At 52.1% G+C, this 19,170-nt stretch carries 18 protein-coding genes; all 18 read right to left on the bottom strand.

The window, feature by feature from the left end; all coding sequences use genetic code 11:
- Nucleotides 1-5: 5 nt before the first annotated feature.
- Nucleotides 6-494, bottom strand: coding sequence for a flagellar basal body-associated protein FliL (gene fliL, locus L6J37_RS08865; protein ID WP_237794804.1), 489 nt, complete (start codon nucleotides 492-494; stop codon nucleotides 6-8).
- Nucleotides 495-565: 71 nt separating this feature from the next.
- Entirely contained in the window at nucleotides 566-2,026 is a 1,461-nt protein-coding gene (locus L6J37_RS08860; RefSeq protein WP_237794802.1) for a flagellar hook-length control protein FliK, read from the bottom strand.
- Nucleotides 2,027-2,125: 99 nt separating this feature from the next.
- Complete coding sequence (fliJ, locus tag L6J37_RS08855) at nucleotides 2,126-2,566, bottom strand: flagellar export protein FliJ (protein WP_192014703.1); 441 nt, start codon at nucleotides 2,564-2,566, stop codon at nucleotides 2,126-2,128.
- 36 nt (nucleotides 2,567-2,602) lie between these two features.
- A complete protein-coding gene (gene fliI / locus L6J37_RS08850) occupies nucleotides 2,603-3,919 on the bottom strand; it encodes a flagellar protein export ATPase FliI (RefSeq protein WP_192014702.1) in 1,317 nt (438 codons plus the stop codon).
- A complete protein-coding gene (gene fliH / locus L6J37_RS08845; RefSeq protein WP_237794800.1) occupies nucleotides 3,916-4,731 on the bottom strand; it encodes a flagellar assembly protein FliH in 816 nt (271 codons plus the stop codon). The genes fliI and fliH overlap by 4 nt, the downstream gene beginning before the upstream one ends.
- Nucleotides 4,732-4,749: 18 nt before the next feature.
- Nucleotides 4,750-5,793: a flagellar motor switch protein FliG gene (gene fliG, locus L6J37_RS08840; RefSeq protein WP_046219526.1), complete on the bottom strand. Its 1,044-nt coding sequence runs from the start codon at nucleotides 5,791-5,793 to the stop codon at nucleotides 4,750-4,752.
- The gene (gene fliF, locus L6J37_RS08835) at nucleotides 5,783-7,525 is read right to left on the bottom strand and encodes a flagellar basal-body MS-ring/collar protein FliF (protein WP_192014700.1); all 1,743 of its coding nucleotides are present in this window, start codon (nucleotides 7,523-7,525) and stop codon (nucleotides 5,783-5,785) included. Before fliF ends, fliG begins: the two co-directional genes overlap by 11 nt.
- A gap of 16 nt (nucleotides 7,526-7,541) precedes the next feature.
- Nucleotides 7,542-7,853 carry a flagellar hook-basal body complex protein FliE gene (fliE, locus tag L6J37_RS08830; protein ID WP_027253934.1) on the bottom strand — a complete coding sequence of 104 codons (312 nt, stop codon included), beginning with the start codon at nucleotides 7,851-7,853 and terminating at the stop codon, nucleotides 7,542-7,544.
- A 117-nt stretch (nucleotides 7,854-7,970) separates the two neighbouring features.
- A complete protein-coding gene (locus L6J37_RS08825; protein WP_237794798.1) occupies nucleotides 7,971-9,371 on the bottom strand; it encodes a sigma-54-dependent transcriptional regulator in 1,401 nt (466 codons plus the stop codon).
- The gene (locus L6J37_RS08820) at nucleotides 9,368-10,426 is read right to left on the bottom strand and encodes a sensor histidine kinase (RefSeq protein ID WP_237794796.1); all 1,059 of its coding nucleotides are present in this window, start codon (nucleotides 10,424-10,426) and stop codon (nucleotides 9,368-9,370) included. Before L6J37_RS08820 ends, L6J37_RS08825 begins: the two co-directional genes overlap by 4 nt.
- A 196-nt stretch (nucleotides 10,427-10,622) precedes the next feature.
- The gene (locus L6J37_RS08815) at nucleotides 10,623-12,101 is read right to left on the bottom strand and encodes a sigma-54 dependent transcriptional regulator (protein WP_192014698.1); all 1,479 of its coding nucleotides are present in this window, start codon (nucleotides 12,099-12,101) and stop codon (nucleotides 10,623-10,625) included.
- A 228-nt stretch (nucleotides 12,102-12,329) separates the two neighbouring features.
- Nucleotides 12,330-12,734, bottom strand: a complete 405-nt coding sequence (gene fliS / locus L6J37_RS08810; RefSeq protein WP_237794794.1) for a flagellar export chaperone FliS — start codon at nucleotides 12,732-12,734, stop codon at nucleotides 12,330-12,332.
- A gap of 15 nt (nucleotides 12,735-12,749) precedes the next feature.
- Entirely contained in the window at nucleotides 12,750-13,049 is a 300-nt protein-coding gene (locus tag L6J37_RS08805) for a flagellar rod protein FlaI (RefSeq protein ID WP_192014697.1), read from the bottom strand.
- Between the two features lie 24 nt (nucleotides 13,050-13,073).
- Nucleotides 13,074-14,447, bottom strand: a complete 1,374-nt coding sequence (fliD, locus tag L6J37_RS08800) for a flagellar filament capping protein FliD (RefSeq protein WP_192014696.1) — start codon at nucleotides 14,445-14,447, stop codon at nucleotides 13,074-13,076.
- Between the two features lie 22 nt (nucleotides 14,448-14,469).
- Nucleotides 14,470-14,916 carry a flagellar protein FlaG gene (locus L6J37_RS08795; protein WP_192014695.1) on the bottom strand — a complete coding sequence of 149 codons (447 nt, stop codon included), beginning with the start codon at nucleotides 14,914-14,916 and terminating at the stop codon, nucleotides 14,470-14,472.
- Between the two features lie 63 nt (nucleotides 14,917-14,979).
- Nucleotides 14,980-16,131 (bottom strand): flagellin, encoded by a 1,152-nt coding sequence (locus L6J37_RS08790; protein ID WP_192014694.1) that lies wholly within the window; start codon nucleotides 16,129-16,131, stop codon nucleotides 14,980-14,982.
- A 356-nt stretch (nucleotides 16,132-16,487) separates the two neighbouring features.
- Nucleotides 16,488-17,636 (bottom strand): flagellin, encoded by a 1,149-nt coding sequence (locus L6J37_RS08785; RefSeq protein WP_192014693.1) that lies wholly within the window; start codon nucleotides 17,634-17,636, stop codon nucleotides 16,488-16,490.
- Between the two features lie 340 nt (nucleotides 17,637-17,976).
- A complete protein-coding gene (gene flgL, locus L6J37_RS08780; protein ID WP_192014692.1) occupies nucleotides 17,977-19,167 on the bottom strand; it encodes a flagellar hook-associated protein FlgL in 1,191 nt (396 codons plus the stop codon).
- Nucleotides 19,168-19,170: the final 3 nt, after the last annotated feature.

The following is a 19,170-nucleotide window of genomic DNA, read 5'->3' as shown; positions in this document are numbered from 1 at the left end:
GGAACCTATTGCATTACAAAGCCAGTAAACAGTACCTGTTCGACCACAGGGCTGCCAGACACTTTCACCAGCGCAGACTGCACCGATTGCAGCGACTGTTGACGTAGTTCAAGCCGTCCGCTGGGAGAACGAAGCTGCTCCACACTGGCTGCACCGAAAGATTGAAGCAGGGTGCTTTCTACCAAAGGAATGTGTTGACGGGCCAGAGTATCATTCTCATCACCGCGTACCATGAGTTGTACTTTTACCTGTACCAGCCGCTGCTGGGTATCTCCCGTCACATTAAAAATAAAGGGATGCGGCAAAATCACATAATAAGCCGGTTCCGGCTTACCTGATAACTGGCTTGCCGACATGCCGTCACTATCAGCAGCAGACTGATCGTCAGACAGAAAAAACCAGGCTGCTGTGCCCCCCAGAAGTACGGGGACCAAAGCAATTAAAATCAATAAAATGCGTTTTTTGCTATTTGTTGTTGCCGCTGATTCAGCCATATTTCCAATTCCGTTCGCGGGTCAATAATAGTCACTTGGGTGTCGCAGGATGCCAGCTATGCCGCTGGAGGTCATGCGTAATAATCAATGCCGTCGCTTGGTTCACTGACAGTCACGGCAATCGCATTGCCATCGTCATCATCCTGTTGCGACTGGCCGCTCTGACCGCCTCTGGCCAAGCCTTCTTCACCCTGTTGGGTCCCGGTATGCTGGCCGGCAAACTGCTGATTACCGTCCTGTTGGACGCTGCCCTGGGTCAACTGGATACCTTGCTGCTGTAACAGCTCTCTCAATCGCGGCATGGCCTGTTCAACCAAATCCCGGGTCTGCGCGTTACCGACATGAAACTGGACTGAAGCCTGGTCATTATTGATGGCCAGTTTTATCTGCATCCGGCCCAATTCAGGCGGATCCAGACGAATATCGACATGCTTGAGATTTTTACTCATCAGCATCTGCACCCTCTCCGCCAGTTGCTCACCAGCCATCTCTTTTTGTAAAGGCAGTGCGGTAGGTTGTGCCTGCGCTTCAGCTCGCTGCATCGCAGCCAGTGAAGTAGGCTGCCCGGTGATCGCATTGGTGCCTGATGCTGCCCCCGTCGCCATCGCTTCTTTCTGCGCTGTATCCATCTGCAGTCCGGCATCAGCCAAAGCCGCCTGAAGCGATGCAGAGACGCCCGGTTGACCGGCTCCGGCCTGATTAGCATTTGCACCGTCAGCCAGACCCGCTTCCCCGCCTTTGGCAGAAGCAGAAAGCCGGGCAATAGCATCACTGAGCCAATCTGGCTGTGTATCTCCTTCGCTGCCCGCCTTGGCGTCACCCTGAATGGCGGACTGAACCGAGCCGGCCACCAGCGTCAAGTCAGGTTTATCGCCTTTACCTTTGGCATCAGAAGCTGTCCCTTTAGTGACTGCCGCCAGCATCTCGGCAAGCTTACCCGACTGTCCGGCCGTCACACTGTCATCATCACCCCCACCCTCAGACAGATCACCAGTCTGAGCAAGTGTCTGAGCGCCGGATTGGACAGAGAAACCCGGCGACAATAAGCCCATCTCCGCCCCTTCCGTTTCGCTGCTTTCAGCTTCAGGTGGCAATTCTTTGCCATCCTTTGCCATTTGCAGCTGTTGGCTGGAGGCATTAAGTCTGTCTAACAGTGCTTCTGCCTCGGCGCGAATGCTTTCTTCAGTGCCCTCAGACTCAGGCTTGTCGTTCTCCGCTGTCTGCGCGGGGTCGTCCGGCGCTCCCGATGCTTTACTGGCAGTCACTTTATCTGCATTTTCTTGCCGCTGGCTGTCTTTCGCCTTGTGTGTTTGCGCGGTATTGTCACTGGCTTTTGCCGGCTGCGCGGCAGACGATTCAATTTTTTGACGCTTAGTCGCCGTCTTATTTTCACTGTGGACGGCAGACTCAAGTCGTGATGAAAACCCTGACAGTCCCGGTTCTTCACGGCTGTCAGAACGAGCAGGCTTACCCGGCCGGACAGAGGATCCGGACGCGCTAAAATCGACAGAAATGCTGCTGGACGGTTTCATAGCTACCTTACACTGACAATTATTTGACGACCAAAGTCGTGGCTATACTCAAAACTATGCAAGAAGTGAACCAGCTCTTGAGTTGACTGCGATAAGCGACTAACACCGGCGGCGGGCAGATTGCAATGTGGCAAACTCATCCATTAACTTTTGCTCCTGACGCGCCAGACGCTGTTCCCGTTCTGTGTGTTTTTTTTCCAGCAGCCATTCAACCGACTTTCGTTCAGTACGGGCCTGTTGCCAGAACTCAGCGCATTTCTCTACCTGACGTTCAAATTCACGGCCGGCCGCTCCCTGCTGAACCAGAGTTTCGTCTAACTGACCCAGGAATTTATGCAGATGGCTAAACTGGCTGGCCGTCAGTCCATTCTGACCACGCTCGGTCAATTGCAGGCAGTAATCGTAGCGGTATTTTTCAATTTGTTCGCGTTGCTGATAAAAGCTGTCCAAATCCCGCTTAGCCTGCTGAAGTGCCAGAAACGCGTTATGTTCTTTGTCTTTGACCTGTTCAAGAATCAGGTTCAGTGCCTGATCAGACATCCGCGCCTCCGGTCATGCCGCTTAGGTGTTTCATCCTCAGGCTCCCAGCGCAGAACGGAGCATGTTGACACACATGTCATAAGGAACCGACTCTTTCATTGTTTGCTGTAAGTACTGATCCAACCTGGGTTTTAACGTAAAGGCCTGGTCAATCGCCGGATCTGAGCCAGGTTTATAGGCGCCGATAGACACCAAATCCTGATTTTTGCGGCAAATAGACAATATCTGCCGAACCGCTTTCGACATCAGCATCTGCTCTTCATCCACTATGGCGGGCATAACACGACTGACGGAGCGTTCAACATCAATGGCCGGATAATGGCCGGCATCGGCCATCTCACGTGACAACACGATATGGCCGTCAAGAATCGCTCGTGATGCATCGGCGATAGGATCCTGCAAGTCATCGCCTTCGGTCAGCACAGTAAAGAATGCCGTGATCGACCCCTGATGATCGCCGCCATTGCCGGCGCGCTCAACCAGGGCCGGGAGCTTGGCAAACACAGAGGGCGGATACCCTTTGGTGGCCGGTGGCTCACCAATCGACAGAGCAATTTCACGCTGCGCCTGAGCAAAGCGAGTGAGCGAGTCCATCAGCAATAAAACATCTAAGCCCTGATCGCGGAAATATTCCGCCACGGTCAGGGCAGTCTGGCACCCTTTCAGGCGCATCAGAGGAGAAGCATCAGCAGGGGCTGCCACCACAACCGCGCGCTGGCGGCCTTCTTCACCTAAGATCTCATCAATAAATTCTCTGACTTCGCGGCCACGCTCACCAATCAGTCCGACCACCACCACTTGCGCCGTAGTGCCCCGGGTCATCATGCCCAGAGTGACAGATTTACCCACCCCGGAACCGGCAAACAGGCCAATGCGCTGGCCTTTACCTACGGTCAGCAGCCCATTAATGGCTTTTAATCCGACATCCAAAGGTTCACTGATTGGTTTTCTTGCGAGAGGGTTGATGGGCTCCGCATTCAGTGCGGCCCGGGCCGAGGTATAAATCTGTCCTTTGCCGTCCAGGGGATTTCCCATGCCGTCAATAACCCGGCCAAGCAACTCAGGACCCACCGGCAGGCCACCGTCGCTCATCACAGGCGTGACTTTAGCGCCGGGCATCACCCCGGTCAGCTGCTCACTGGGCATCAGGTACAGGGTGTCACCACTGAATCCGACAACTTCGGCTTCGATACTGCCCTGTACCGCCTCGACACGGCACACACTGCCAACAGGCGCCCGGCAACCAATGGCTTCCAGCGTTAAACCGACCACGCGCACCAGCCGCCCGGAGGCCACGGGGCGACAGGCTAGCCCCTGTAAGCGGTAGCTACCCAGCCGCTGCGACAGGGTCATTCCGCGGTATCCTGTGATGAACTGTCAGCAGGGCGCTGATTCATGCCCAGAAACTGGCTCAGCAGGTGACGAACGCGATCTTCCATTCGATAATCCACCGCAGAATCACCGGCACTGAGCTGGACATCACCGCGCTCAAGCCCCGGCTCTGCCAGCAACTGCCAGCGACGGTTATCCAGTTCCTGCTGGCTGTACGCGGCAGTTACCAGCGCAAGATCGTCCGGATGCAGTTGCACAGTGATCGACTGAGAGGCCAGCGGCAATGTGGCAATGGCTTCTCGTAACGTGGACAAAATAACCTGAGAATTGGTCTGCACTTCAACCCGGATTAACTCACGAGTCAGCACGCTGACCATCTCCACCAGCTGGCTTTCTACCTGCTGATCAACCTGCTGTAAGGGTTGGGCGAGTTTGTCAAAAACCTGCGTTAGATGAGCCACATGCTGATCAACCAGTTCCTGTCCGGCAGCCAGTCCTTCTTCCCGGCCAGCCTCCAGCCCTTCCTGATGACCGGCGGCAGCACCTTCCTGCCTTCCGGTTTCAAAGCCTTCAGCATGACCGGCAGCCCGGCCTTCGGCCAGTCCTTCTTCGTAGGCTGACTGGCGGATATCATCCAGATCGGCAGCGGTCAGTGGCAGAGGAGCCTGCTCCTCTTCCGGCACTTCTCTCGGGCGCCAGCCCGGATCATAATTTAATGCGTTCTCAACCGGGCCGCGATCTTCATCGCTATAATCGGGATAAGCCCAACGTTCCAGTTCTTCTGCCTGATGGCCACTCAGGCGGACAAAGCCCCGACGGCGTTCAATCGTCATTGTGCTTCCCCGGCTGAATTAGAGGTATTCATCCTGCCCACCGCCGCCATTCAGCATCAACTCGCCGGCTTCAGACAGACGACGGGCAATAGACAGAATTTCTTTCTGTGCTGCTTCCACATCGGAGACACGTATCGGCCCCATCGCTTCAAGGTCATCCATCAGCAATTCAGAAGCACGCTTGGACATATTGCGCATAATTTTCTCGCGCAACATATCGTCGGCCCCTTTGAGCGCTTTTTGCAGCAGTTCCTGAGGCACTTCCCGCAGCAGGCTCTGGATACCCCGGTCGTCCACTTCGGCCAGGTTCTCGAACACGAACATCAGGTCTTCGATCTGAACGGCCATCTCCTCGTCGTTCTCGCGGATCTGATCCATCAACAGACCTTCGATATTGTTGTCGAGGTAGTTCATGATATCGGCTGCCGCCTTCATGCCGCCAATTTTCGCGGCCTGAGCACCAGCCTGACCTGCAAACTGCTTCTCCATGATGTCGTTCAGCTCATGCAGGGCAGCAGGCTGAACTTCTTCCAGATTCGCAATACGCATCATCAGATCCAGGCGCACGCGCTCAGGGAACTGGGATAAAATCTCTGCCGATTGCTCAGGATCCAGATACGACAACACGATAGTCTGAATCTGCGGGTGTTCATTGAGAATGATGCTGGCCACCTGACGTGGATCCATCCATTTGAGAGAATCCAGGCCGCGGGAGCCACTGCCCATCAGGATCTGATCAACCAGATTATTGGCTTTATCTTCACCCAGTGCGGCGATCAGGGTATTGCGGACGAAGTCGGCGCTGCCCATACCAATGCTGGTGTATTTCTGGATATCGGTCAGGAACTGGCGGTGCACAGCCGTCACCTTATCATTGCTCAGTTCCTTCATACTGGCCATCGCCCCACCCACGCGCTGAACCTGCTTGGGTTCCAGGTGGCGTATGATGGAAGCCGCATCCTGTTCATTCAGACTGAGTAACAGGATGGCTGCTTTATCCGTTCCACTTAAGCTATTAATGTCGAACGGTTTTTCATCTGTAGTCGCGACTTCATTTGCCATCTTCGTATACCCAGTTCTTCACAACCTGAGCCGCCAGATCCGGTTCGTTGGCCACCAGTGCACGCACGGCTTTCAGCAAGTCGTCGTCTTTGTGCAGATTTGGCAGATCCAGGTTGTTATTGGTTAAATCGATACCGTCAACACCGTCCAGATCGGCCCCTATCAGATCTGAACCGTCACCCGCCATGATAGGCAGACCATTCTCATCCAGAGGTGTACCATCGGCAGCCTGGTTCGGATAGAGCAGTTTGCGCATGGCAGGGCGTACCAGCACCACCAACACGACTATGATAACCAGCGCTGCAGCCAGCCAGCGAATCCATGTATTGAAATTCGGGTGTTCCCAGATAGGCAAGTCGACAATGCGTTCCTGCTCCTGAGTGGCGAAAGGTACGGAAATCACTTCCAGCATATCGCCGCGATCCTGCAGGAAACCGACCCCGCCCATCAGCAGACGACGGATTTTCACCAGTTCTTCTTCGGTCACCGGAATACGGGTCATTTCGCCGGTTTCCGGATTGATCTGCGGCTTATAATTCACTGCCACTGAAACCGTCTGACGGCTGATAGTGCCGGTTTGCGAACGCTTATGACGGATAGTGGTATCCAGTTCAAAATTTCGCGTTGCTTCCCGGTGCACAGAGCCGTTGCCGCCTTTACCGGTTTGTAAGTCAATCACATCCTGCGGTATCGCTGAATCCTGCGGCGGCTGATTACTCAGCGCGCCCGGAATACCCGCTACAGACTGGCCGTTGTTGTAATCTTCCAGCGTATATTCACTGCGGGTAGACGGCGTATTGGGATCAAAACGTTTTTGCGTTTCTTCCTGGGCACTGAAATCCATCGAGACATCGACCTGAGAGGTGTAATTACCCAGCCCCAGGACAGGAATTAATATTGCATCGATCTTTTCGCGCAAGGCTTGCTCTTGTTTGCGCTCCAGTTCGTATTCTTTCCGGCGTGCCGTGGCTGCCGGATCTTCAGTACCGGAGCTGAGCAGACGACCGTGTTGATCTGTGACTGTGACACGGCTGGGTTTCAGGCCCGGCACGGCGGTAGAGACCATATCAACAATGGAGTCCACTTCCTGCTGACCCAGCGTGCCACCTGTACTCAGGGTCAGAAATACACTGGCCGTCGCTTCCTGATTATGACGGACAAAAACGCTTTGCTTTGGCATCGCCAGCAGTACCTGCGCTTTGCGCACTTGTCTGATCTGCTCTATGGCTCTTGCCAGCTGACGTTCGCGACTCAGTTTCAGCCGTTCTTGTTCAAGACGCTGTGAAACACCAAATCCCATATCCTGCAGCAGGATATCATCACCTTCCGCCGTCGGGTTGTTCAGTCCGGCACGGGTCAGCTCCAGCTTAAGTGCGCCGTATTTATCAGCCGGCACCCTGATGGTATTGCCTTCCAGCTGGTATTCAATTTGCTTCTGGTCAAAATGATCCAGAATCGGAATCAGCTCTTCAGTGGAGAAATTACCCAGCGGACGCATTTCCGGTTCTTTGAGCCAGGCGACGACCAGCACTATCAAAGCGACACAAATAGCCACTGACAGCACCAGAATAATCTGACGCAGCAAATCAAGGTTGCCCAGCATGCTGTCAACACGTGTGCTGGCACTCTTCTCTTCAAGATCCGGATTTTGCAGATCCAGGTCGCTGTTGGCAACGACAGGAGCTGCAGCACTACCCGCTATGGCGAGTTCGTTGGATGTTTGTTCCGACACTCACTTAATTCCTGAATTAAACCGGCATATTCATCAGTTCTTTATAAGCTTCAACCAGCTTATTTCTAACCTGGACGGTTGCTTCGAAAGCCACGCTGGATTTATTTCGCGCGATCATGACATCTGACAGCGAAATGCTGCGATCGCCCTGATCAAAACGACTGGTCATCTCACTGGATGTATTCTGTAATCCGTTAACCGTTTGTATCGCATCTTGCAGGGCTGCACCAAAATCAGCACTGACCTTAGCGCCAGTCGCCGGACGTGACGCATTGCTGGCTTCCATTTGCATTGCCTGCATTTCTGACATAAATCCGTTGACTTTCATAGGTTATCTCCGTGGTACTTTTTTGACACAATCTAAATTGATCGCATCTTAAAAGATAAAGTTGTGCAAGCTTAACGCCAAAAATATGAAATTAATCTGTTAATTCCGCTTTTATGGTCAAACTGGGATCTCGATTCCGGCGTCCCGCATCTTGGCTAATTTATACCTGAGCGTGCGCGGGCTGATGCCTAATCGCTCCGCCACTTCTTTTCGTTTGCCTTCGCAGGCCTGTATGGCTTCCAGAATAATGGCAAATTCCTGTTCGCGAAGTTCGCTGCCCAGGCTGTCAGCCCCTGACACACCAGGTGGTATCACATGTACCGATGTGTCGTTCACTGCCTGCGATGCCACCGGAGTCAGGCTGATAGCATGCTGCAGGCTGTGTGAATCCATCCAGTCCATGCCTTCCAGCAGAATATGCTCGCCACCTATGTCGGCATCACCGGCCAGAATCAGTGCCCGCTGGACCACATTGTCCAGCTCCCTGACATTGCCGGGCCAGCCATACTGCAGCAGTTTGGCTTGTGCAGCGGCAGAAAAGACCGGCGATGGCATGCCCTGTTTCTTGCAATGCCGGTCAGCCAGGTGACTGGCCAGCGGCATAATATCGCCCGGACGTTCAGACAGCGACGGCCAGACAAGCGGAAAAACATTCAGGCGGTAGTACAAATCCTCCCGGAAATTTCCTTCCGCCACATATTGTTTCAGATCCCGGTTACTGGTGGCCAGCACCCGCACATCCAGTTTGATACTTTTCCTGCTGCCTAAACGCTCAACTTCTCGCTCTTGCAAGACGCGCAGCAGTTTCGCCTGCAGGTTCAGGTCCATCTCACTGATCTCATCCAGCAAGATGGTACCACCCTGTGCCTGTTCAAATTTTCCCGGACAGGCCTGAACCGCACCGGTGAAGGCGCCTTTTTCATAACCGAATAAGGTCGCTTCCAGCATATTGTCGGGAATGGCGGCACAATTGATCGCGATAAAAGGCCCCTCACGGCGCAGTGAGTGCTCATGGATGTATCGCGACATGACTTCTTTGCCCGAGCCACTCGGCCCGAGTACCATCACGCTGGCGTCAGTCTGCGCGACTCTTTCGGCCAGCGCCAGTAATTTCAGGCTTTTCTCATCAGCGGCTATCGCCTGGCTGCTGACCGCTTGCACAGGCGCGTAGCGGCTGACCATGTTCAGTAACACTTCCGGAGCAAAAGGCTTTGCCATGTAATCAATGGCGCCGTCTTTCATTGCCAGTACAGCATCTTCAATATTGGCATAGGCTGTCATTAGCAGTACCGGCAGTTTGGGCCAGTGTTGCTTGATATTTCGCAGCAGGCCCAGTCCGTCCATACCGGCCATTTGAACATCGGATACCACAATATCCACCTGCTCAGATTTCAACAGCAACAGGGCTTGTTCGGCACTGTCTGCTTCCAGCCACTGATAACCTGCCAGCGCCAGTGTATCCACTAAAGCTTCACGCAGACCTTCGTCGTCCTCAACGATCAGTACTCGGCTCGTCATTGCCTGTCTCCTGTTGCTGTTAATTCATAGTCTTGCTCATGGCTTTCTGCCTTAGGCAGGCTGAGCGTAAATGAGGCGCCTTCTCCCGGGGTGGAAAACAGCGAAAGGCTGCCATTGTGGGCTTTTGCCACCATCTGCACCACGGCAAGCCCTAAGCCTGTGCCTTGCTGGCGGGTAGTGAAAAAAGGCTCCAGCACTTTTTTCTGCATCTCAGGGGCAATGCCGGGACCGTTATCGGTAATGCTGAGGTGAATCATGTCGGCGCCGCAGTGTACCGACAAACAGACTTTGCATGCTTTGCCTGACATCTGAATGGCATTGGTGATCAGATTGCTGATCGCACTCGCCAGGGCATTCACATTACCCAAAACACTGGGGCTCTCATCATCACACTCAATCGAGAAATCCACCTGATTGGACACCACCTGGGCCTCTATCATGGCGTCCAGTTCATTGAACAAGGCTTCGAGCGTAAAAGGTGCCACCACTTTGTTATCACCGCCTTTGGCAAACAGCAGCATGTCATTAACCTGCTTTTCCAGATCCCGCAACCTGTCCATCAGTTTGCTCTGGAACCTGTCGCGGGTTTGCGCGGTCAGCTGAGGCGCGGCCAGATTGGCGGCATATAACATGGCACTGGACAGCGGTGTTCTGACCTGATGCGCCAGCGAAGCAACCATACGGCCCAGTGAGGATAAGCGTTGCATCTCACTGAAGCGGGACTGCAACAGGCGGGTTTCTGTCATGTCAGTGATCACGATAAGCTGTCCACTGGCTGACGCGGAGATGGCCAGTTTGACTTTACGACCACTGCGTAAAGAAATTTCATGGCCGTCATCTTCCTGAGGCGCAAAGGCACGCTGTATGACATCCAGCCAGCGTTCCCCGGCCAATGGCTCTCCTAACAGGCGGACAGCTTCAGGGTTGGCCTCACATACCATTCCCATTCCATCGAGCAAGATCACGCCAGTCGGCATGACTTCAATCACTTGCTTATACCGGCTGACCTGTTGACTCAGGTTTCCCAGCGGGGAGACAGACTGCCCTTCTTCCACCTTACACCTACTTTCGCATTGTCCTTTGTTACACTAAATAAGCACTTTTTATGCCAAAAATATTCAACAAAAAACAACAAGTTATGGTAAGCCCATAAAAAAAGAGTGATGTCAGAATATTGACATCACTCCTGTCAGAGTCTGGAGTACTGCATAAAAGTTACAATACTCCAGGATAAATTTTTACTCGCTGATGCTATTCGCGCACAGACTCTTCACGCACAGACTCTTTGGTCGAGATATTGTACTTACGCATTTTTTCGACCAGAGTTGTGCGTCGCATGCCCAGCATGTCGGCTGCCCGAGCAACCACCCCTCCCTGCGCTTCGAGTGCCTGACGAATCATGTCAATCTCAAGATCCGCCAGCATTTCTTTCAGGTTAAGGCCTTCAGGTGGTAAATCGCTGAAACCGAAACTCTCGTCCTGCTCATCATAACTGTCGGCGAAGACATCGGCTAACATCGCACGCTCTTGTTCCTCAACAGACATCATGCGCTCTTCAGGACGGAAATCCGGCAAATCACAGTACCTGTATTTCACCGGTAAATGGTTCACATCCACCATTTCACCCGGATAGAGAATCATCAAGCGCTCGACCAGATTGGCAAGTTCACGCACGTTGCCTGGCCAGTCATGCTCCATCAAAGAGGTGATCGCTCTCGGGGTAAAATGCACCGATCTCGCCCCTTCAGCTTCCATCCGGGACAGTAATTCCTGCAGCAGCAGAGGGATATCTTCCAGTCGCTCACGTAACGGCGGCGTTTCAATCGGGAATACATTCAAACGATAAAACAGGTCTTCCCGGAACAGGTTTTCTGCAATCATAGTATCCAGATTACGGTGGGTCGCGGCAATAATGCGGACATTGGCTTTAATACTCTGATTGCCACCCACACGTTCAAAGCAACGTTCCTGAATAACGCGCAGCAGCTTAACCTGCATCGGCATCGGCATATCACCGATTTCATCCAGGAAAAGCGTACCGCCTTCCGCCAGTTCAAACCGCCCTTTGCGTGAGGATATCGCGCCGGTAAATGCGCCTTTCTCATGACCAAACAGCTCACTTTCCAGCAGCTCAGCTGGGATTGCGCCGCAATTGACTGGCACAAACGGGCCTTTACCACGAGAGGAGTGGTAGTGAATATTACGGGCAACGACTTCTTTACCTGTACCGGATTCACCAAGGATCAACACACTGGCGTCCGTCCCTGCAACCTGTTCAATCAGGTAACGGACCTGACTGATACTGTCACTACGCCCGACCATACTGCGAAACAGGGTATTTTTTCGGGACAGTTGCGGCACCTGAAAATGATTTTTGCCCTGGAATTCCTGACAATGACGCAGCGCATCCATCAACTGGCTGTAGTGCAGAGGATGGGCCAGGGTGCCGACAAAATTCGGCATGCCTGAGACTGCTTTTTCATGCTGAGGCATGGATAACACAGGAATGTGATATCGCTGACGCAGTTGTTCCAGCACCTGATTCTGTTTTTTAACAGAATGGATATTGCCAATCAAACAGGCGCCCCAGGGTTGTTCCCACAGTGCGCCTTCAGCCTCATCGGTGGATATCGCTTCATGCTGCTCACCGACAAAATTAAGGATCACGCTGAGATCGTGACGGTGCTGCGGGTCGTCATCAATGACGAGGGTCTTAGCTAAACCTTGCATAGAAGTGATATTTGCCTGTCTTTATGTATTCTTATGGCGTATTCAAACGGAACAGCAACCAAAACTGATGCTGCCCATTGTAATAAAAGAACAGGACTTGGCAACCGGGCACAGTGAAAAGCTGTGAGCCCAGTGCCACGGAATTACGCCGGATACACAATTAATAGACTATTAACGGCCAAAATCGTGCGGGGGAAGTAGGAAGCTGAATACTGACTCGTAAACGGATTAATACTCCATCTGAGTAATATTGTGATGCTCAGGAGGAATCTGATCCCACGCTGACTTCAGTTCCCTTAACATGTCGATCACTTCATCAACATGCCCTACTTCGTTTTTCTGGTTGGCTTCGGTGATTTTTTCAATCATATACAAATACAGCGAGTCCAGATTGCTGGCAATCTCGCCGCCATCATCAAATGACAGACAGCCACGCAAGCTGATGATGATATCCAGAGCTTTACCGAGGCGCTCACCTTTGATGGCAATTGATCCTTGCTCCATAGCCGCTTTACCCTGAATCAAACGCTCTATGGCACCCGCCATCAGCATTTGAATCACACGGTGAGGTGATGCGGATGTTAACTGACTGTCTACTGAGACTCGTTTATAAGCCTGTAGATTTCCTCTCATGCCCATGATGTTACCTTAACGAAATTGATTATATGCCTGCAGCGAACGTTGTCCGTGCTGTAATCGTTTCAGTTGACTTGCTGACTTTTCGCGCCTTTCGCGCAATCTTGTCAGCAAATCCGATGTTCGGGTTATTGCTTCCTGCCAGCTGACTTGATCCAGCATTTCTGGCACGGCTTTAAGATCATTCAGCACCGTCTGGCGATCCGCCAGCAAGCGGTACAGGGTGTCCACGTCAATGTCCGTACCGTCATTGATAAGCTGATTCAGCTGCTGATCAATGTCGGCCAGGGTTTGCATCATCTTGTTTGACATTGCCTTCCCTCTTGTTATCCGCTATTACATCTGCGGCATCATACTCATCATTGATCCCAGTTGGCTCTGCATCTGCCCCATGGCATGATCCATTGCAGAAAACTGGTCGTGGGTGCGCTGATAGACGCCTTCCATCCGGCGTTCCAGATCGCGCTGATCATCATTGAGCGTTAACACCTGCTCATTGATGCTTTTCTCCCGGTTCGAGATACTGCCGGTCACACCTGTATAAGCATGTAACATATCTTCAATCCGGCGGGCAAAACCTTTACGGCTGCCAAAAAATTCACCGACAGCAGCAAAATTCTGGTTCAATTGCCTGTCGAGTTTATCGTAGTCAACTTCCAGATGCCCGCTCAGTGTGGTTGTCACACCCAGCTCACTCAGGGTCTGCAAACTCGATGGCCCTTCTTCCAGCGGCGTACTGAATGCGTTTCGCAGTTGCTGAACCGATGAGCGCAGCATACTGTCACCAACCAGCGGCCCTTTGTTCTGGGTATTCGGGTCAAATTTACCCAGTTCCAGAGCGGTGTCGTAAAACTGATTGTAAGCGTTCACAAACCGTTCGATCTGTGCCCCGGCCTTGTCTTTGTCGTAGCCGATTTCAATCACGGCTTGCGGTTTTTCGGCATTCGCTGACAGTTGCTTTAAATCTATATCCAAACCGGGAATCGCATCTGTCAGGGTATTGGTGTCGCTCGTCACTTCTGCCAGGCCGTCAATGAGCACTTTGGCATCAGAGGCAGCCTGCATTTCCTGCATTGGGCTGCCGGGATTACCGGTATCAAACGCAAAAGACTGCAACGGACTGCCGGCTTGCGCCTCGACAGTCACTTTCAGCGGATTGCCAGCCCCTGTTTTATCGGAGTTCAGCACCAACCGGGCGCCGCTGGCATCCTTAATAACAGTGGCGAGCACGCCTTTGTTATCCGGATGACGGTTTATCTCACGAACCACATCCAGCAGTTTGGTTTGATCCTGGTCGAATGAAACGTCAAAAGACTGACCACCGACGGACAGTGTCAATTTTCCGGCACCCATTGCCGTTTTATCATCAACCGGCTGGGACGCTATTTTATGCGAGGTTGCCAGTTGCTTGACTTCAACGGAATACCGCCCGGGCTGCGCTTCATGGCTGGCACGGACAGACACCAGATCCTGATTGTCTGAAGAAGCGGTACGCTCAGCCAGTGTATGGTTCTGCCTGATGTCTGCCATCAGGGTTTTCATACCATCCAGTGCACCTTTCAGGCGCCCGTAAGCACTCAGCTCGACATTGGCCTGCTCTTTTCGCTGATTGATGCGCTCTTCTTTTGGCGCCCGCTCTGCGGCGACAATCTTGTCGACCATGGCATTGATATCCAAACCGGATGCCGTACCCATTGCGCCAATATTCATCTACAACCTCAATCAGTTACTATTACACTTTGGTGGTCAAAAGCCCGGTGGTATAGGTAGCTATCTGACGTGACAGCGCCAACATATCTTCATCGGGGATCTGCCGGACCACTTCACCGCTTGCTTTTTCATAAACGGTAACGACCTGACGTCCAGACTCTTCATCAATTCTAAATGCCAGCCCTTTATTCATTGAGCCGACAAAATCTTCAATACTTTCCACCAGTTTCTCTAATTGCTGGCGATGTAACTGCTGCTGTTCTTCCAACCTGGCCGACTGCTCTACGCGTCTGACGTCCGTGTTCGCTGCCACACCTGAGGTATTGTGCCCTGGGGTTGCGACCGCCAAAGAATCTTCGCGTGGATGACCAACAGAAGGGTTTGCAACATCTGTGCCAACAGGTGATTTCGCACCGGTTGAAGAAAAGCGGGATAGAAATGAAGGGTTTAATACAGATTTTACGTCCATTTTCTGACACCTTCTGATCGAAAAAAGCGGCAAGGGCTTGCCCCTGCCGCTTTACTGAACGGATTAGCCCAGCAGGCTCAGTGCCGCCTGAGGCGCCTGCTTCGCTTGCGCCAGGATAGAGGTCGACGCTTGCTGCAGGATTTGGTTCTTAGTCAGGTTTGTGGTTTCTTTCGCAAAGTCAGTATCACGGATACGACTGTTAGAAGAAGTCACGTTTTCATTGATGCTGTTCAGGTTACTGATGGTGTGATCCATACGGTTTTGTTTCGCACCCAGCTCTGCACGGTGCGAATCAACAAACTGCATAGCACCATCCAGAATGGCCGCTGCTTGCTGTGCACCACCGACTGTGCTGACATCCAGCTGAGACACTGTGATATTAGCCGCTGTGCCTGCAATTGAGGCATCCACAGCATTACCCGCAGTATCAGTCATTGCGATAGTACCGGTAGTCACACCGACAGTACCGTTAGATGAGAAAATTTGCAGCTCACCTTTTTCAGAAACAGACGCATTGATCTGGTCATTCTGGCCGTTGATACGGGTCGCGATTTCTTCGATATCGTCACCACCAACCAGGTCGATGCTTACCGCTGTCGCATTACCGTCAGCATCCGTTACGCTCAGCTCGATGGTTGTATCTGCATCCAGGGTAGAGTTTTTATCTGCCACCTGGTTAGTTGAAACCATCAGGCTACCACCCATGTCAGCGCTGTCAGAACGCATATTTTTCAGCGTAAGCTGTACGGCTTCACCGGAATCTGCACCCACCTGGAATGCACGGGTACCGAATGAACCATTCAGCAGCTTCTGACCACCGAAAGACGTGGTTTCCGCGATACGGTTCAGTTCATCATTCAGTGCTGTTACTTCTTCCTGAATCGCTTTACGGTCGTCATCTGAGTTAGAACCGTTCGCCGATTGCAGAGACAGGTCACGCATACGTTGCAGGATGCTGGTGGTTTCTTGCATCGCACCTTCAGCAGTCTGAGACATTGAGATACCGTCGTTGGCGTTACGTACTGCTACGTCAAGGCCACGGCTCTGAGTCATCAGACGGTTAGAAATTTGCAGACCTGCTGCGTCATCTTTTGCACTGTTGATGCGTGAACCGGTAGACAGGCGCTCCATAGAAGCTGCTGTATTATCGCTAGCTTTGTTCAGGTAACGCTGAGCGGTCATTGCAGAAACGTTAGTGTTTACTGTAACTGCCATAGTAATTCTCCTTACTTGTGCTTCTTTGTGGCTTGACCAGCTCAGCCGGCAAGTCCGAGTTATTCTTCGTACATCACCTTTAACGGCACTGGTGAAGAAAGCTTTAAGATTTTTTTTGAAATTTTTTTACTGGGCAAAAAAGTGTGAAACTGAACACAATCAACAATGAATCAGAATTCATTACCTTGATTAAGCAGTGGCGCACTTTCTTGTTCTATAAGGGTTATCGGCGGTAAGGAAGAAAACTTTACAGGATTTTTTTGCTATTTATTTGCTAATTTTTTATTGGCTGGCACCAATAAAAAACGGCAAGGTATTGCCACCTTGCCGTTTAATCAAAATACTGCGTTTAGAGGTTACTGCAGTAAGTTCAGTGCAGACTGCGGAATCTGTTTGGCTTGAGCAAGAATAGAGGTACTTGCTTGCTGCAGAATCTGATTCTTAGTCATATCTGTTGTCTCTTTCGCAAAGTCGGTATCACGGATACGGCTGTTCGAGGCAGACACATTCTCAGAGGTATTGGCCAGGTTATTGATGGTGTGCGTCAGACGATTTTGCTTTGCACCCAAATCGGCTCGCATGCTGTCGATATATTTCAGCGCCGAGTCAATCAGAGGAACAGCACGCTGCGCCCCACCTGCAGTTGATACATCGACTTGCGAGACAGTAATATCAGTCGCCGTACCGGCGATATCACCCGCGACAGTCGTTCCGTCGCTGTTGATCATGCTGATCGCACCATTGGTGACACCCACGGTACCGTCACTGGAGACCAACTGAAGCTCACCTTTCTCGGTCACGGACGCATTAATCAGACCATTCTGGCCATTAATACGGGTGGCAATTTCTTCCACATCATCACCGCCAATAAGACCGATAGCCACTGGCGTGACCGTGCCGTCTGCTGCCGTAACACTCAATTCAATATTGGTATCAGCGGCCAGCGTTGCGTCCGGTTGAATCGTCGTGGTCGAGACCAGCAAGCTGCCGCCCATTTTCGCTTCGTCAGCGCGGACACTGTCCAGACCGACAACAATCGCTTCACCGGCATCCGCACCGACCTGGAAGGCCGCTTCACCGAAAGTACCATTGAGCAGTTTACGGCCACCGAACGAAGTGGTTTCCGCGATACGGTTCAACTCGTCCTGCAACGCGGTAATTTCTTCCTGGATAGCAACGCGGTCGTCATCCGAGTTGGCACCGTTCGCCGATTGCAGCGACAGATCACGCATACGTTGCAGAATACTGGTGGATTCCTGCATCGCACCTTCTGCGGTCTGCGCAATTGAAATACCGTCATTGGCATTTCGCATCGCCACGTTCAGACCACGCGTCTGCGCAATCAGACGGTTGGAAATCTGTAAACCGGCCGCATCGTCTTTGGCGCTGTTAATGCGGCTGCCCGTAGACAGGCGCTCCATGGATTGGCTCAGGCCCTCAGATGCTTTGTTGAGGTAGCGCTGCGCAGTCATGGCAGACACGTTGGTGTTCACTGTTACACCCATTTTGCTCTCCTTTGACTTTTCGCTGTTAGCGAAACAGCTACCCGCAACGTCAACCCATCAGAGAGTGAAGCGGGACCAGCGTTAGTAAAAATGTCGTTAATGAAAATCACAATAATACTTTAGCAATTAGTGTGCCATAAATAATAAGTCTTTATTTTCATGGCTTTGAACTCTATTTCAGTGGCAATTGAAGCAAAGCGGCAAAGCCATGCCAGCTCATTGAACCGCTCTGCCGCCAAGCCTTGCCGCCCGGCAAGTTGACAGCGGCAAAGATAAAACAAAGCCCCTTACCTGAAATGCCGATAAAGGGGCTCATTAAACGGCCAGCCGAGACCGGAAGTTAGATATAGTTGAACAGGCTAAGGTTTTTAGTTTTCGCAAACGCCTGCTGGGAAGCCTGCAACGCCAGCATATTTTCATTGAGCTCCACCACGGCTTTGCCATAGTCCAGATCTTCCAGCGTACCGCGTGCTTTATTGATCACCAGCTTAAAGTCTTCATGCATATCGGCCTGACGATCCAGGGTCTGCAGCCGGGTGCCGACTTCTGATCGCGCCCGGTTAATATGCTTGAACGCCTGTGAAAACTCTTCTGCCACCTGGTGCAATTCAGCGGTTGCTGAGGCATCAGAAGGTGCGCGGGCAGAGACTTCAATTCCGCGTTTGAAAGAATCAAACAGACTGAAAGTATCCTGCCGGCTCAGGGTGATCTGATCACCGTCTGTCACTTCGCCTTCCAGCTGTACCGACAATGTCCCCCACTCGATTCCGCGTTTCGGATCGAAGGGCTGACTGTCAACCAGCAAACCATCCTGATAAAGATCGTAAACCGCCCCTGACCCCGTCTGCGTAAAATCAATGGTATAGCTGGCATTGTCTGAGTGGTTGTTATTCCGGGCATGCGACAGCAGCAACAGCGAACCAGACTGCAGATCGTAATCCGGCTGATAATCGCCATACGGGTTCTCGATGTTCATAAACAGCTTGTCGCCCGGATCATTCACAGGCACTTCGACGTTCGGCGACACTTTAGACATCCGCTGATAGCTGTCGCCGACATAACTGACATTGCCGTTGCCGTCACGGAAAAACGGCTGTTTGTCGTACTGATTGCCCGCAAAAACAAAGTTGCCGGATTCATCCTGGGTATTGACTAAGTGGATAACGGAATCAAACAGCCCTCGCAAATCCTGCATGTGTGCGATTCGGTCATCATCTGACAACGAACCGTTCACCATAGACATGGTTTTGCGTTTGGCGTCATCGAGCAGGGTTTCCGCATCGGAAATCGCGGTTTCTTCACTGTTCAGGCGATTACGTGCCAGGGTGATAGAGCGCAGCGACTGATCAATTTCCGTATTTTGCTGTGAAAAATTCTGCACATAGATAGAGGCAACCGGATCGTCCCCGGCGGTCAGCAATTGCTTGCCGGACGCCAGTTGTTCCTGGTTATCCGCGACTTTCACTTGTTGACGGTTCATATCATTCGCCACGGACTGATAGTTATGAAAGCTGGCAATTCGGCTAATCATATG

Origin of the sequence: Photobacterium sp. WH77, assembly GCF_022014395.1 — a bacterium.
Lineage (GTDB): Bacteria > Pseudomonadota > Gammaproteobacteria > Enterobacterales > Vibrionaceae > Photobacterium > Photobacterium arenosum.
Note: the sequence above shows the minus strand (reverse complement) of the source record. Positions and strands in the feature narration are given on the sequence as shown.

What these genes read in the sequence shown, in the direction of transcription:
- fliH (WP_237794800.1), bottom strand. Translation starts at nt 4,731, where the DNA reads ATGACGATTGAACGCCGTCGGGGCTTTGTCCGCCTGAGTGGCCATCAG.
- L6J37_RS08805 (WP_192014697.1), bottom strand. Translation starts at nt 13,049, where the DNA reads ATGTCAAACAAGATGATGCAAACCCTGGCCGACATTGATCAGCAGCTG.
- fliD (WP_192014696.1), bottom strand. Translation starts at nt 14,447, where the DNA reads ATGAATATTGGCGCAATGGGTACGGCATCCGGTTTGGATATCAATGCC.
- L6J37_RS08785 (WP_192014693.1), bottom strand. Translation starts at nt 17,636, where the DNA reads ATGGGTGTAACAGTGAACACCAACGTGTCTGCCATGACTGCGCAGCGC.
- L6J37_RS08795 (WP_192014695.1), bottom strand. Translation starts at nt 14,916, where the DNA reads ATGGACGTAAAATCTGTATTAAACCCTTCATTTCTATCCCGCTTTTCT.
- fliS (WP_237794794.1), bottom strand. Translation starts at nt 12,734, where the DNA reads ATGAGAGGAAATCTACAGGCTTATAAACGAGTCTCAGTAGACAGTCAG.
- fliL (WP_237794804.1), bottom strand. Translation starts at nt 494, where the DNA reads ATGGCTGAATCAGCGGCAACAACAAATAGCAAAAAACGCATTTTATTG.
- L6J37_RS08860 (WP_237794802.1), bottom strand. Translation starts at nt 2,026, where the DNA reads ATGAAACCGTCCAGCAGCATTTCTGTCGATTTTAGCGCGTCCGGATCC.
- fliE (WP_027253934.1), bottom strand. Translation starts at nt 7,853, where the DNA reads ATGAAAGTCAACGGATTTATGTCAGAAATGCAGGCAATGCAAATGGAA.
- fliJ (WP_192014703.1), bottom strand. Translation starts at nt 2,566, where the DNA reads ATGTCTGATCAGGCACTGAACCTGATTCTTGAACAGGTCAAAGACAAA.
- fliI (WP_192014702.1), bottom strand. Translation starts at nt 3,919, where the DNA reads ATGACCCTGTCGCAGCGGCTGGGTAGCTACCGCTTACAGGGGCTAGCC.
- fliG (WP_046219526.1), bottom strand. Translation starts at nt 5,793, where the DNA reads ATGGCAAATGAAGTCGCGACTACAGATGAAAAACCGTTCGACATTAAT.
- flgL (WP_192014692.1), bottom strand. Translation starts at nt 19,167, where the DNA reads ATGATTAGCCGAATTGCCAGCTTTCATAACTATCAGTCCGTGGCGAAT.
- L6J37_RS08790 (WP_192014694.1), bottom strand. Translation starts at nt 16,131, where the DNA reads ATGGCAGTTACAGTAAACACTAACGTTTCTGCAATGACCGCTCAGCGT.
- L6J37_RS08825 (WP_237794798.1), bottom strand. Translation starts at nt 9,371, where the DNA reads ATGACGAGCCGAGTACTGATCGTTGAGGACGACGAAGGTCTGCGTGAA.
- L6J37_RS08815 (WP_192014698.1), bottom strand. Translation starts at nt 12,101, where the DNA reads ATGCAAGGTTTAGCTAAGACCCTCGTCATTGATGACGACCCGCAGCAC.